The 14529-nt window shown below is 47.4% G+C and carries 9 protein-coding genes; 5 read left to right on the top strand and 4 right to left on the bottom strand.

Translation table 11 applies throughout. The features are described 5' to 3' along the window. The first annotated feature begins 94 nt into the window (after positions 1–94). Complete coding sequence (gene guaB, locus K401_RS0102015; protein ID WP_024291401.1) at positions 95–1549, top strand: IMP dehydrogenase; 1455 nt, start codon at positions 95–97, stop codon at positions 1547–1549. Between the two features lie 65 nt (positions 1550–1614). Here guaB and K401_RS0102010 read toward each other — a convergent pair whose 3' ends face one another. Beyond that, positions 1615–2019 (bottom strand): DUF3842 family protein, encoded by a 405-nt coding sequence (locus K401_RS0102010; protein ID WP_024291400.1) that lies wholly within the window; start codon positions 2017–2019, stop codon positions 1615–1617. A 56-nt stretch (positions 2020–2075) separates the two neighbouring features. Continuing rightward, positions 2076–3485, bottom strand: a complete 1410-nt coding sequence (locus tag K401_RS0102005; RefSeq protein WP_024291399.1) for a spore germination protein — start codon at positions 3483–3485, stop codon at positions 2076–2078. Between the two features lie 523 nt (positions 3486–4008). Here K401_RS0102005 and K401_RS0102000 point away from each other — a divergent pair. Continuing rightward, positions 4009–4881 carry a YitT family protein gene (locus K401_RS0102000; RefSeq protein ID WP_024291398.1) on the top strand — a complete coding sequence of 291 codons (873 nt, stop codon included), beginning with the start codon at positions 4009–4011 and terminating at the stop codon, positions 4879–4881. A 117-nt stretch (positions 4882–4998) separates the two neighbouring features. Here the strand turns inward: K401_RS0102000 and K401_RS0101995 are convergent, their stop codons facing one another. Together K401_RS0101995 and K401_RS0101990 are read right to left on the bottom strand one after the other, a co-directional pair. Further along, positions 4999–6411 (bottom strand): MATE family efflux transporter, encoded by a 1413-nt coding sequence (locus K401_RS0101995; RefSeq protein WP_024291397.1) that lies wholly within the window; start codon positions 6409–6411, stop codon positions 4999–5001. Positions 6412–6541: 130 nt separating this feature from the next. Beyond that, positions 6542–6982, bottom strand: a complete 441-nt coding sequence (locus K401_RS0101990; protein ID WP_024291396.1) for an FMN-binding protein — start codon at positions 6980–6982, stop codon at positions 6542–6544. A 55-nt stretch (positions 6983–7037) separates the two neighbouring features. Here K401_RS0101990 and K401_RS0101985 point away from each other — a divergent pair, with 55 nt between their 5' ends. Genes K401_RS0101985 through addA form a run of 3 tightly spaced genes read left to right on the top strand, consistent with a single transcriptional unit; the run spans position 7038 to position 14474 of the window. Next, entirely contained in the window at positions 7038–7265 is a 228-nt protein-coding gene (locus K401_RS0101985; protein WP_024291395.1) for a hypothetical protein, read from the top strand. Then, positions 7250–10693, top strand: coding sequence for a helicase-exonuclease AddAB subunit AddB (gene addB, locus K401_RS0101980; RefSeq protein WP_024291394.1), 3444 nt, complete (start codon positions 7250–7252; stop codon positions 10691–10693). Before K401_RS0101985 ends, addB begins: the two co-directional genes overlap by 16 nt. A gap of 1 nt (position 10694) precedes the next feature. Next, positions 10695–14474: a helicase-exonuclease AddAB subunit AddA gene (addA, locus tag K401_RS0101975; protein WP_024291393.1), complete on the top strand. Its 3780-nt coding sequence runs from the start codon at positions 10695–10697 to the stop codon at positions 14472–14474. The last annotated feature ends 55 nt before the right edge of the window (positions 14475–14529 follow it).

Genomic DNA, 14529 nt, shown 5'->3' with positions numbered 1-14529 from the left:
ACAACCCCTGTAAAATTTGTTAAACTATGTAACTAACAAGCGAAAAGTCTTATTAGTTACATTAATAAAATATAAAGAAGGAGAGGAAAAATTAATGGGTACAATAATTGGCGAAGGCATTACTTTTGATGATGTGCTGTTAGTTCCGACCTATTCAGAAGTCATTCCTAATCAGGTTGATTTATCGACCAACCTTACAAAAACCATCAAGCTCAATATTCCGCTTATGAGTGCCGGTATGGATACCGTTACCGAGCACCGCATGGCCATTGCCATGGCAAGACAGGGGGGTATCGGTATTATCCACAAGAATATGTCCATTGAGGAGCAGGCGGAAGAGGTTGATAAGGTAAAAAGGTCAGAAAACGGCGTCATAACGGACCCATTCTATCTTTCTCCGGAACATACATTAAAGGATGCGGATGAGCTTATGGGCAAGTTCCGCATTTCCGGAGTGCCGATCACAGAGGGAAAAAAGCTGGTGGGCATCGTTACCAACCGGGATTTAAAATTCCAAGAGGATTTTAGCAGGAAGATCAAGGAGTGCATGACTTCTGAAAATCTGGTAACAGCAAGAGAAGGCATTACCCTCATGGAGGCAAAGAAGATCCTTGCAAAGGCAAGGGTGGAAAAGCTCCCAATTGTTGACGATGATTTTAATTTAAAGGGTCTTATTACCATCAAGGATATTGAAAAGCAGATCAAATACCCGCTGTCCGCAAAGGATGGCCAGGGAAGGCTTCTTTGCGGAGCGGCTGTAGGGATCACAGCCAACGTGCTGGACCGTGTGGGCGCTTTGGTAAAGGCAAAGGTGGATGTAGTTGTTTTAGATTCCGCTCACGGCCATTCTGAGAACGTTCTCCGCTGTGTGAGAATGATCAAAGAGTCTTATCCGGCTCTTTCCGTGATTGCAGGGAATGTGGCGACCGGAGAGGCTACAAAGGCCCTTATAGAAGCAGGCGCCGACGCTGTGAAGGTGGGAATCGGACCAGGATCCATCTGCACCACCCGCGTGGTGGCAGGTATCGGCGTTCCACAGATTACAGCTGTTATGGACTGTTATGCAGTGGCTAAGGAATACGGTGTCCCCATCATTGCCGATGGAGGAATCAAGTATTCCGGAGATTTGACAAAGGCAATTGCTGCCGGCGGAAGCGTATGTATGATGGGAAGCATGTTTGCCGGATGTGACGAAAGTCCGGGAACCTTTGAACTGTATCAGGGCAGAAAATACAAGGTATACCGGGGCATGGGTTCCATCGCCGCCATGGAAAACGGAAGCAAGGACCGTTATTTCCAGAGCGATGCCAAGAAGCTGGTTCCGGAAGGAGTGGAAGGCCGTGTGGCCTACAAGGGATTGGTAGAAGATACCGTGTTCCAGATACTGGGAGGGTTGCGGTCCGGTATGGGGTACTGCGGAGCAATGAATATCAGGACCCTGCAGGAAACAGGAAGATTCATTAAAATAACCGCGGCCTCCCTTAAGGAAAGCCATCCTCATGACATTCATATTACAAAGGAAGCACCAAACTACAGCATTGATGAATAAACATATCAGCCGTTTCAAACACGGGATAGTGAATTGAATAACCATAAAGTAAAAACAGGTGGAGATCATAAAAGATTCTCCACCTGTTTGATTACCAGGGCAATGGATTCCGTTAAACTTAAGTCTTCACAGCCCACCACATAATGATTGCACCTGTTTACAGGTATCAGGATCTTATAGGCGCTGCTTTTGCCGATGGCCTCTGCCATAGCCGGGGTGATCTCTCCTAAAAGAGAGTCGGCAATGACGATCCCAATGGGGCCGATGATGATATCCGCATCCCGGCTTGCCACAATGACAGGATTTTCCCCGGTCGCTCCTGCGTCAGCTCCGGCCTTTAACATGGCGGAGGTGGCGATGGAATTGGTTCCGATGGCAATGAGCGGAAGCTTGGGAAAGGATTTTTTCAGCTGGGCAATGACGGACTGTCCCATTTTGCCGCCCTGCCCGTCAATAATTACGATTTTCATGGCATCCTCCTTGCCCTTTATTGTAGTATAGGGAAGGAAAGAAATCAAGTATTCTGCTATTTTTCCCTGTGGGGAAGCCGCCCGCGGAAGAACCTCTTTTTCAGTTCGGAAATGTGGAAGGGAATTAAGGGATAAATATAGCTTTTTCCTGCAATGGTTTTGTTAAATACAACGGCCAATATGGAAAGGGCTACACCTCCCACAAATCCCCAGAAGTTAAATAATGCGGTGGTGATCAGCATGATCAATCGCATGAATTTAAAGGCATATCCCAGTTCAAAGCTTGACTGGGAATAGTTTGCTATGGTTACAAAGGCCATGTAAAGCATGGTTTCACTGTTAAACCAGCCGGATTTTACGGAATATTCACCCAGTACAATACCGGCGATCACACTGAGGGGAGTAGTCAGCATGCTTGGAGTGTTGACTGCGGCAAGCCTGAGACCGTCAATGGCAAATTCCAGGATCAAAAGCTGGAAAAGCAGGGGAACCTGAGGTTCTTCCGACAAGCGGATAAATCGCAGCCAGGAAGGGATCACTTCCGGGTTTTGCATGAAAAACAGCCATGTAGGCGTTAAATACAGGGTCAGAATGGAAATGACCAGGCGGGACAGCCGTAAGTAGGTTCCTGTGACAGGGGGGAAATAATAATCGTCGGCCTCTTCAATGATATCAAAGACAGAAGAAGGCAGAATCATGGCAGAGGGAGAGTTGTCCACCAGGATAATGATGTTCCCTTCCAGAAGGGAAGCTGCAGCGGTATCCGGCCTTTCGGAATATTTGAATTTGGGGAAGGGGTTGTACCATTTATGGGGATAAATGCACTCCGCAAGACTTTCCTGGTTCATGGTCAGGGCATCTACTTTAAGCTTGTTGATCCGATCCTTGATCATGGTAAGAAGTTTTTCGTCATGCCGTCCCTTGAAATAGCAGATGGCGATATCCGTATGAGAGCTTTCTCCTGCATTCATGACTTCTATGGTAAGCTTTGGATCACGGATCCTGCGGCGGATGAGAGCTGTATTAAAAACCAGGGTTTCCACAAATCCATCCCTTGATCCTCTGAGGACCTTATCCTTTTCCGGCTCTGAAACGCCTCGGGAGGGATAGCTTCGGCAGTCAACTGTCAGACATTTGTCATAGCCATTAATGAGCAGGCAGGATATTCCGGTCAAAAGCTGTTTGATCATGGCTTCGTCATCTTTTACAAGGCCCACCTGACCATAAGGAAGATACCTTTTGGAAAATTCGTGGGCATCCGGCGGCATATCATTCGCTTTAATGGATGAAAAACTGTCCAGGATCTTCTGCCACACATCACTCTGAGTAAATCCTTCAATGAAGTAAAGACAGGCTTCCTGCTCCCCGATGTAAAAGGTCCGGTAGACGATATCAAAGTTTCCGGCTACATCCAGCTTTGTGTTTAAATGGTTCATGTTATTGGAAAGGCTGTTGGAAAATTCCATGGCGATTATCTCCTTGCAAATATAATGGCGAAAAGTGGGGTAATAAAGAAACACTTTGCAGGCATACGATCACACCCTAAATGATGGGCGGCAATAAAGAAAGTATGCGCATTTTTCATGAAATTATGTTTTATAAATTCTGTACGTATAACAAAGACTTTTGCCATAGTCTTGTATGGAAAAGATATGACAATGATCCTTTGATTTAAAAAGATTTTTAGTAAAATGTACTAAAAACGTTGACTTTTTAAGCAAGGGATGGTATCATCGTCCATGTGAGAAGCACAAAGGGGTTTCTTGTGTGCGTGATTTCGGCATGGGGATGCCAGATAGCAGAAACTGAATAATGTGACGGTTTCAGATCGTGACTGGGGATTGCCTTCTGTGGGGGAAGGGCAATCCTCTATTAATTTAAAAAAATTGATACAAGAGAAGGATTTACATATAATAACAAGAAGTCCCTTCCAGGGATACCTTTATGCCCGGAAAAACGGGCGATAATAAGGAAAAGAGGAGGAGTTTTATGTGGAAAAAACTGAGGAGAGATAAGCGCTTCCGCAATGTAATGACAACTCTGGCAGTTGTGGTCTCCGCACTTTTACAGACTTTTGTAATCCAGGCGTTTATTAAGCCGGCCGGCCTTTTGTCCGGAGGATTTACTGGAATTGCGATTTTGGTTGACCGGGTGACGTCTTTGTATGGATTTAATATTTCCACATCCCTGGGTATGGTCGCTTTAAACATTCCTGTTGCATGGGCTTGCAGCAGAAATATCAGCAAACGGTTTACTTTTTTTTCCCTGATGCAGGTATTTCTTGCCAGCGCATTTTTAAGGATATTTAATTTTTCACCCATATTTGAAGACAGACTCTTAAATGTTATTTATGGAGGCGTTCTCTATGGATTTGGAATCGTCTTGGCACTTCGGGGAAATGCGTCCAGCGGAGGAACGGATTTTATCGCCCTGTATGTATCCAACAAGACAGGAAATTCTATCTGGTCCGAGGTTTTCGTAGGAAATGTGCTGCTGCTTTCTATCTTCGGAGCGATTTTTGGATGGGATTACGCAGGATATTCCATTTTGTTCCAGTTTGTAGGAACAAAGGTCATTTCCACCTTTCATCACAGGTATGAGAGAGTCACTCTTCAGATCACCACGGTGCAGGGACCAAAGCTTGCCAATAAATATGTAGAAACCTTTCAGCACGGCATTTCCTGCGTGGATGCTGTGGGCGGCTACAGCAAGAAGAAGATGTACCTTCTTCATACAGTGGTGTCTTCCTATGAGGTGGCTGATATTGTGGCCCTGCTTCATGAGGTGGATGAGCATGTGATCGTAAACATGTTTAGGACCCAGCAGTTTTACGGAAGCTTTTACAGGGCGCCCATGGAATGAGTCTGGTCTTTCCTTAAAACAAAAGCGAGACTTTTACCGCTTAAAGAGAACGCTGCAGTAAAAGTCTCGCATGATATAGTTTTATGACTGTTATTTCTTAAAAACAGCTGGAAACGGTTATCCCTTTTCTGCCCGTCTTTTCAGGCATAAAGGTATTCCAGGAGGGGTTTTTCGCTTTAGTTTGCCGAACCAGTTAAAATATGCGATGAACAGCAGCGAAGTGGCAGTCCAGGTCAATGGGTAGCTGAAAATCACGGTTTCAATGGTGGGGCGTAAGGGAACTGCTACGCAGATCCAGACCACGCGGAGTGCGCAGACGCCCAGGCTGGTGAGTATCATGGGGATCCAGCAATCCCCCACTCCCCTTAAGGAACCGGAGTAAATCTCGATGCACACGTAGGTGAAAAAGGTGGGGGCAAGGTAGCGGAGTATTTGCGTCCCTTTCTGGATCACGGCTTCATCGGTAGTAAACAGCAGATAAACGTAATTACCAAAGGTATAAAGGAGAATGCTGAGTACAACAGCGGAAGCAAAGCTCATAATCATGCAGACCCGGATCCCTTTGTAGATCCGGTCCTTTTTTCCTGCGCCGTAGTTTTGTCCCACAAATGTGGTGATGGAAATGCCGAAGGCGCTGATGATCATCCAAAAGACGCTGTCGATTTTTCCATAGGCTGTCCAGGCTGCAATGGTGTCGGTTCCCAGAGAGTTGACGCTGGACTGGATGATGATGTTGGAAGCGGAGTACATAACGGACTGAAGCCCGGCAGGAAACCCGATCCTTACGATGCGCCACAGCATGGCCTTATGGATCCTTATGGCCTTTGGTGTCAAATGGTAGGCTTCCCTTGTCCTCATTAACACCAGGACCACTAAAACGGCGCTGAGGAGCTGGGAAATGATGGTGGCAAGAGCGGCTCCCATAACACCCATGTGCCAGTAAACCACGAATATAATATCCAGAATAATATTGGTAAAGCAGCTTGCGATGAGGAAATAAAGAGGGCGCCTGGAGTCCCCGATAGCTCTTAAGATTCCTGCTCCCATATTATAGACAAGATTTGGGATCACTCCCACAAAATAAATCCTCATGTAAAGGACCGCATAGTATAAGATCTCGTCAGGCGTTCCCATGGCCATTAACGCATAGGGAGCTGCCAGAATGCCCACCACCATGAGGATGGCGCCGCATAGGATGGAAAAGGCTATTGCGGTGTGAACTGCCCGGCTCACCCGTTTTTCCTGCCTGGCTCCGTAAAACTGGGAAATGATGACCCCTGCGCCGGAAGAAAGCCCTATGAAGAACCCGATCAAAAGATTGATAAGGGGTCCCGTAGGGCCTCCCACGGCTGCAAGCGCTTCCTTTCCCACAAACCGGCCCACAATGACTGCGTCGGCGGTATTATAAAGCTGCTGAAAAAAGGTTCCAAATAAAATGGGAAAGAAAAACAGAAGAAGCTGTTTCCAAATCACTCCCTCTGTAATCTGATTCTGCTTAGGTGTGTCTGTCGTGACCGTATTCTGGTTCATATCATTTCCTCTCTTATGTCCATGCTTTCCGGACATAGAGGTATACCCGTAGGGTGTTTCCTCGTTCATGTAATTATGTATTCTTTTCTTCCATTATACTGTCTCAAATGGAAAAATACAATCCCCGGCCTTATTCGGTTATCTGTGCCTTTGCAATGGCCTGGTCTACGGCCTTTAGAAGCACGCCCGAAGTATAGCGGGTTTCTGTTGAATAGGAAATGTTCTTTGTGGACTGGTTTTTAACAATCTGCTGGGACAGGTTATCCATGGCCGGCTGTATCAAAGGATACATGGTGGTAACGGCCTCGCTTAAGGGAACCAGGGTAACGGAAGTGATTTTTTTGGAGTCTACTAAAACCTCTACATTGATATCCTGGCTGTTCAGGGTGATGACAGAGGAGTATACTCCCGGAACATAGCGCACAGGATCGCCGGAAGTGGGCATAATATCCTTCTTCGGGCGGAACATGACTAAAAACAAAGTGATGAGTAGGATTCCAAGACCAACGAAGATTGCGGTGTAGATGATTTCTTTCATTCGTAAAACAACAATTTTTGTTTTTGAGCTCATAAAAAAAGCCCTCCGTATAGTTTTGTTATAATGTATGAATGAGCCAGGAGGTTTCATGCCAAAGATTTCATTGTTGGCAAAGGAAATCTGTGTTAAGATGATAAACAAACATGCGTTTTGCTTAACCCAGAGAGATAAATGGGAAACACCCTGCGGGCATACCTTTATTCCCAGAAAACATGGGCATAAAAAGAGGAAACACCCTGCGGGCATACCTTTATGCCCAGAAAACATGGGCATAAAAAGAGGAAAGGAGACGAACAAGCCATGTCCCTTCAACTGATATTAGGCGGATCCGGTTCCGGAAAAACCTATCACCTTTATACGGAATTAATACGACAGTCCTTAGAACAGCCGGATACCCGGTATATTGCCATTGTGCCGGAACAGTTTACCATGCAGACCCAGAAGGAGATCGTTTCTCTCCATCCAAATCACGGGGTCATGAATATTGATATCGTAAGCTTTAAGCGTCTTGCTTACCGGGTTTTTGAGGAGCTGGCCATTTCAAATCCTCAGGTTCTTGATGATATGGGAAAATCCATGGTGCTGCGAAAGGTGGCTGCCAATAAAAAAAAGGACTTAGTCCTTTATAGAGAACATTTGTCAAAATCAGGCTTTATTTCCCAGCTAAAGTCCATGCTGTCAGAGCTGTACCAGTACGGTGTATCGCCGGAAATGTTAAATGAACGGATATCGGATACTGTAAGCCCCATGCTCCGTCAAAAGCTTTCCGATATTTCCGTCATTTATCAGGGCTTTAAGGATTACATCAGGGATAAATACATTACCACGGAAGAAATTTTAGATGTGCTGTGCAGGGTCCTGCCACGGTCAGAGCTGATTAAGAACAGTGTGATCACCCTTGACGGGTATACGGGCTTTACTCCTGTCCAGTACCGGATTTTAGAGCTGTTTCTCCGCTACAGCAAACGTGTCATAGTTACCGTGACTATAGACCCTTCGGAAAACTTAAGCAGAAGATCCGGAGTACAGGAGTTGTTTTACATGAGCCGGCAGATGATATGGAAATTAAATGAGCTGGCAAAAGAGACAGGAGCGGGAAAGGAGAAGGACCTTCTTCTTAAGAACCATCCGGCTGTCCGCTATCTGGGCGAGGCCAAAGAGGAGAACAAGGAAGGAGGCGGCAAAGTAAATGCCCTGGATTTTCTGGAGCAGAACTTATACCGCTACAAAGGAAAGGCCTGTCATGAGGCTTCCTCCTCCATACGTCTTATTAAAGCTTTAAATCCTATGGAGGAGATCTCGTTTGTGATCCGCTCCATGGAGGAAGAGATCAGGAATCAGGGACTTCGTTACCGGGATATGGCGGTTATTACCGGGGATATTGGAGGCTATTCCAATGAAATCATTCACCAGTTCCAGTTAAATAAAATTCCTTTTTTCCTGGATGATAAAAAGAGCATTTTGAAAAATCCTATGGTGGAGCTGATCCGCGCAGCCATAGAGATCATTCAAAAGAATTTTTCCTATGAATCCGTTTTCCGGTATTTGAGAACCGGCCTTATTGTGGGGAAAGAGGAGGAGAAAACTGACCGGCTGGAAAATTATGTAATTGCCATGGGGATCCGGGGATTTAAACGGTGGGATTCCCAGTGGGAAGGCTGGTACCGGGGAGGAAAGGAACTGAATCTGGAAGAATTAAACGGATTCAGGGAAGAGATCATGGCTCCCTTAAGGCGCTTAAAAGAGGCCTTTGGGGAAGCTGATTCCACGGTTGCCTCCATGACCCGGGCAATGACGGTTCTTCTTTTGGAGACAGGGATCGAGGAAAAGATGCTGGCTTATGAGGAAAGATTCCGGGAGATGGGTGAATTCACCCTTGCCATGGAATACAGCCAGGTTTACGGGCTGGTCATGGATTTATTTGACCGGCTGGCAGGGCTATTAGGAGAAGAACATGTAAGCAAAAGGGAGTATGGGGAGATCCTGGATGCGGGATTTTCGGAAATCCAGGTAGGACTTATTCCTGCTACCATTGACCGGGTGGTGGTAGGGGACATCACCAGAACCAGGCTGGATCACATTAAGGTGTTGTTTTTCGTGGGGGTCAATGACGGAATTGTTCCGGTGAAAAAGGAAAAGAGCAGCTTATTCACGGACCGGGAGCGGGAGTTCCTGGGAGATCACCAGATGGAGCTGGCTCCCACTGCCAGAGAGGAAGGCTTCCGGCAGAGATTTTACCTTTACCTTGCCTTGACAAAGCCGGAAAAAAGGCTGGTTTTATCCTATGCGGCCATGGGCGGCAGCGGAAAAAGCCTGCGCCCCTCCACCTTGATCGGTGAGCTGAAACGCCTGTTTCCCGGACTCTTGGAAGCCCCGCCTTTAAAAATGGCGGCGCCCCTGTCCATGAGGGAGGCAAAGAACCAGCTGGCAGACGGGCTGCGGGATTACGGAAAGAACGGAGAAGACAGGAGATTACTGGAGCTTTTGAAGGCGTTTCTTTTATCCGATGATCAAAGGGAAGAAGGAAAGAGGCTGACAGAGGCCGCTTTCCATGCCTATGAGCAGAAAGGCATCGGAAAAATAGCTGCCAGGGCCCTCTATGGCTCCGTCATAAGCGGAAGCGTCACAAGGATGGAGCAGTATGCCTCCTGCGCCTACGCCCATTTCTTAAGCTACGGGCTGGAACTGATGGAGCGGCAGGAGTATGAACTGGCTGCCATGGATATCGGAAATCTGTTTCACGATTCCATTGATTTGTGGTTTCAGCGGATGAAGGAGGAAGGAAGAGATTTTAAGACCCTTACAGAGGAAGAACGGAAAAGTCTGGTCCATGAATGCGTGATCAAGGTGACGGAAGAATACGGCAATACCATTTTAAAAAGCTCCGCCAGAAACGCATATCTGGCAGGCAAGGTGGAACGGATCACAGACCGTACGGTGTGGGCCCTTTCGGAACAGCTTAAAAAGGGTGATTTTGTCCCTGTGGGATTTGAAGTATCCTTTTCTGCCGCCGACCAGCTAAAAGCTATGAGAATCCCCCTGTCAAAGGAAGAAGCCATCCATTTAAGGGGCAGGATCGACCGAATGGACTTATGCGAGGATGAAGAGGCAGTCTATGTAAAGATTATTGATTATAAGTCCGGAAGCACGGCGTTTGACTTAACGGCCCTGTATTACGGCCTTCAGCTTCAGCTGGTGGTCTACATGGATGCGGCCCTGGAGATGGAGGAGAGGAGAAAGCCGGACAAGTCTGTGGTTCCTGCCGGAATCTTCTATTACAATATCAACGACCCTGTCATTGAAAGAGAAGGGAAAATGACCGATGAGGAGATAGGCGGCAGGATATTGAAGCAGCTTCGCATGAATGGTCTGGTTAACAGCGATTTAAGCGCGGTCTCTCATCTGGATCACGAGATTGAAACAGAATCCGATGTGATCCCCGTTTCCATGAAAAACGGGATCATACAGGAGGCTAAGTCATCGGTTGCAGGGGAAAAGCGCTTTTCCTCATTAAGACAGTTCGTGCGGGAGAAGTTAAAGACGGAGGGAAGAGAGATTCTTGACGGAGTGATCCACGTAAACCCCTATAAGCAGGGAAACCGCAGCGCCTGCGATTACTGTCCCTACCATGCGGTCTGCGGATTCGATTTAAAGACGGCCGGTTATGGCTTCCGGAAGTTTAAAGCCTTAAAATCCGAGGAAATATGGCCTGCCATTGAAGGGGTAGAGGAAGAAGGTGAATAAAATGGCGATTAGCTGGACTGAGGAACAAAAGGCTGTCATTGAAAGCAGAAACAGAAATCTCCTGGTATCGGCGGCAGCAGGAAGCGGCAAGACCGCCGTATTGGTGGAAAGGATCATCCGCATGATCACGGAAGGCGAAGCGCCTTTAAAGATCGACCAGCTTCTGGTCATGACCTTTACCAAGGCGGCTGCCGACGAAATGCGGGAACGTGTGCTGAAGGCTGTGGATGAAAAGCTTATGGAGAACCCGGACAGCGACCATTTGCAGATGCAGGCGGCCATGATCCCCTATGCTCAGATCACCACCATTGACAGCTTCTGCCTGGGACTTATTAAGGACCATTACAATAAGCTGGACATTGATCCGGCCTTCCGGGTGGGAGATGAGGGAGAGCTCATCCTGTTACGGGCCGATGTGATGAAGGAAATGCTGGAAGAGCATTATGAAAAGGCTGATCCCTTATTTGAAAAGTTTGTGGAAACCTATGCAACGGGAAAATCTGATAAGGGGATCGAGGATTACATCATGCAGGTGTATACCTTTTCCCAGAGCAATCCCTGGCCGGCCCAGTGGCTTGACCGGTGCAGGAAGGAGCTGGAAACCTGTGACATGGGGCAGATCATGGATACAGGCTGGATGAAATTTCTGATGAAGGATGTGAAAATGCAGCTTTCGGAATTAAAATTCCAGGTGGAAAAGGCCATGGAGGTGTGCGAAGAGGAAAATGGGCCGGAAGCTTATCTGCCCATGCTGGCAAATGACTTGCATATGCTGGAACGCCTCAATATGGCAGAGGATTACGAGGCTTTCAATGAGCAGCTGAAAAAGGCCTCCTTTGACCGTCTGGCCTCCATAAGAAGCAAAGACATTGATGCGGAAAAAAAGGCATTTGTGACGGGGATCCGGGACCGGGTGAAAAAGGCGGTTGGAAAGCTTCTTGACTTATACTGCTTTGAATCGCCGGAAGAAGTCCTTTCCGATATCAGAGGGACCAGAGACGCGGTGACTGCCCTTCTTTCCCTGGCAGGAGAATACGCCGAAAGATACCGGGATAAGAAGCGGGAGAAAAACCTGGTGGATTTTAATGACTTGGAACACTATGCTTTGGAAATACTGTTGACAAAGGAAGATGGGAAAGATCTTCCAACCGAGGTGGCCGATGAGCTTAGCAGGCAGTTTGAGGAGATTCTGGTGGATGAGTACCAGGACAGCAACGATGTGCAGGAAGCTTTAATCAGCAGCATTTCAAGGGAACGGTTCGGGACCCCCAATGTGTTCATGGTAGGGGATGTGAAGCAGAGCATCTACCAGTTCCGTCTGGCAAGGCCCCAGCTGTTTTTAGAAAAGTATGATTCCTATTCCAAAGAGGAAGGAAAGTACCAGAAAATTGAGCTGCATCAGAATTTCAGAAGCAGAGATGAGGTCCTTAAAGGCATTAATGAGGTGTTTTACCAGATCATGACAAGAAATCTGGGAGACATACAGTATACAAAGGATGCAGCCCTTCATCCGGGAGCAGAGTTTCTTAAGGCAGACGGGCGTATTGGAGAGAAATCGGAACTTCTTTTGATCCATGGGTCAGCAAATCTGTTAAAGCAGCTTGACGATGACGGGGCTGATTATACCAGCCGTGAGATGGAGGCAAAGACCATTGCCTGGAAGATCAAAAAGCTTACGGACCCTGTAAACGGGCTTTTGATCTGGGATAAAAACCAGGGTGAAAAGGGCGGCTACCGCATTGCGGAATACGGGGACATGGTGATCCTGCTCCGGTCTTTAAGCGGCTGGGCAGAGGATTTTGTCAGCGTTTTGATGAATGAGGGAATTCCTGCTTATGCGGAACGGAAAACAGGATATTTTACCGCCTCTGAGGTGGAAACCGTTCTTTCCATGCTGAACATCATTGACAATCCCATGCAGGACATCCCTTTGGCGGCAGTATTAAAGTCTCCCATGGGCAGGGTGACTGATGAGGAAATGGCCCATTTGATGGCTGTCTGGAAAAAGACGGCTAAAAAAGGCCAGGACAGGGGATTATATGGAGCATGGCAGCATTACAGAAAGGAATATGGAGATGGCCATGATCCGGATTATCCGGAGCTTTTTGAAAAGCTGGAAGTCTTTTCCAGGCTGCTTACTGAGTACAGGGAAAAATCAGCCTATCTCTCCATTCATGAACTGCTTTATGATCTGTATGAAGGAACCGGGTATTATGATTACATTTCAGCCATGCCGGCAGGAGAGGTCCGGAGGGCCAATCTTTCCATGCTGGTGGAAAAGGCGTCGGCTTATGAAAAGACCAGCTACACCGGGCTGTTTCATTTCATCCGCTACATTGAAAACCTGAAAAAATACGATACGGATTTCGGAGAGGCTTCCCTGGCAGGGGAGGAGAATACGGTCCGGGTCATGAGCATTCACAAGAGCAAAGGACTGGAGTTCCCTGTGGTGTTTCTGGCTGGTATGGGAAAAAAATTCAATAAGCAGGATGCTTATGGGAAAATCCTCATTGATCCGGATCTTGGAATCGGCACCGACCACCTGGACTTAGAACGCCGAGTCAAAGCGCCTACCTTAAAGAAGCATGCCCTGCGGAGAAAAATGGAGCTTGGCGCCATGGGGGAAGAGCTCCGGGTGCTTTACGTAGCCATGACAAGGGCAAAGGAAAAGCTGGTGATGACCGGACTTGACCGGTATCTGGACAAAAAGCTGGAACGTTTTGCCGAGATATTAAGGGTAAAGGGGCAGATCCCCTTTACCATCCTCTGCTCCGCAGATTCTTATCTGGACTGGATGCTCATGAGTCTGTCGGGAAAATATTCCCTTTCCCAGATCCAGGAGCCGGAAGGAGCGGACACAGGAAACCTGATCGTAAAGGAATTGACTGTGCCTGATCTGGTGGGAGGGGAGATGGAAAGGCAGGCTGAAAAGAAGCTGACAAAGGCTGCGCTCCTTTCCCTTGATACGGGAAGGATTTATGACCGGGAGTTTGAAGCCGATTTAAGGGCTGCTTTTGAATATTATTATCCCTTTGAGGCCGATATCAGACTCCATACAAAGCTGACTGTGTCTGAACTGAAAAAACAGGGACAGTTTGTGGATGAAGAGGAAAGCGAATTTATTCCTACGATTCCTGCCTTCTTAAAGGAGGAAGTCCCTTCCAGGGATCCCTTGACGCCCGATACCTCCGATAATGCGGGGGGCGCTGAAGCGGGGCGGGCCCTGCCTGGAAAAACGGACGGAAAAGAGGAACGCCCTGGAGGGGGAGCTTTCCGGGGAACTGCCTATCACAGGGCCTTGGAGCTTCTGGATTTTGGAAAGGTGAGAACCAGAGAAGAGCTTCGGAATGCTCTGGACGGATTTAAGAAGGATCAGAGGATGGATGAGGAAAGCCTTTCCCTTTTATCGGAAGATGTTCTTATGTCCTTTTTGACCTCTCCCCTTGGAAAGCGGCTTGCGGCTGCCCAGTGGGAAGGTCGGTTAAAAAAGGAACGGCAGTTTGTTGTAGGCATTCCTGCCAGGGAAATGGAGGCAGGGGATTCTGACGAACGGATCCTCATCCAGGGTATCATGGATGCATATATGGAGGAGGAAGAAGGTCTGGTTCTGGTGGATTATAAGACGGATCACATCAGGCCGGGAGAAGAAAAGGTGTTAATTGAACGGTATCAGACCCAGATGGATTACTATCAGCGGGCGCTGGAACAGATGACGGGAAAACGGGTCAGGGAAAAAATTATATATTCCATGGCTTTAGAAAAGGAAATAACCCTGGGCTGAACGCGTTTATGGATTGATAATAAATGACAATATGTTAAAATAATAGAAGATGTAT

Origin of the sequence: Lacrimispora indolis DSM 755 (genome assembly GCF_000526995.1) — a bacterium.
GTDB classification, from domain to species: Bacteria; Bacillota; Clostridia; order Lachnospirales; family Lachnospiraceae; genus Lacrimispora; species Lacrimispora indolis.
This window is presented reverse-complemented; position numbering and strand designations above follow the sequence as displayed.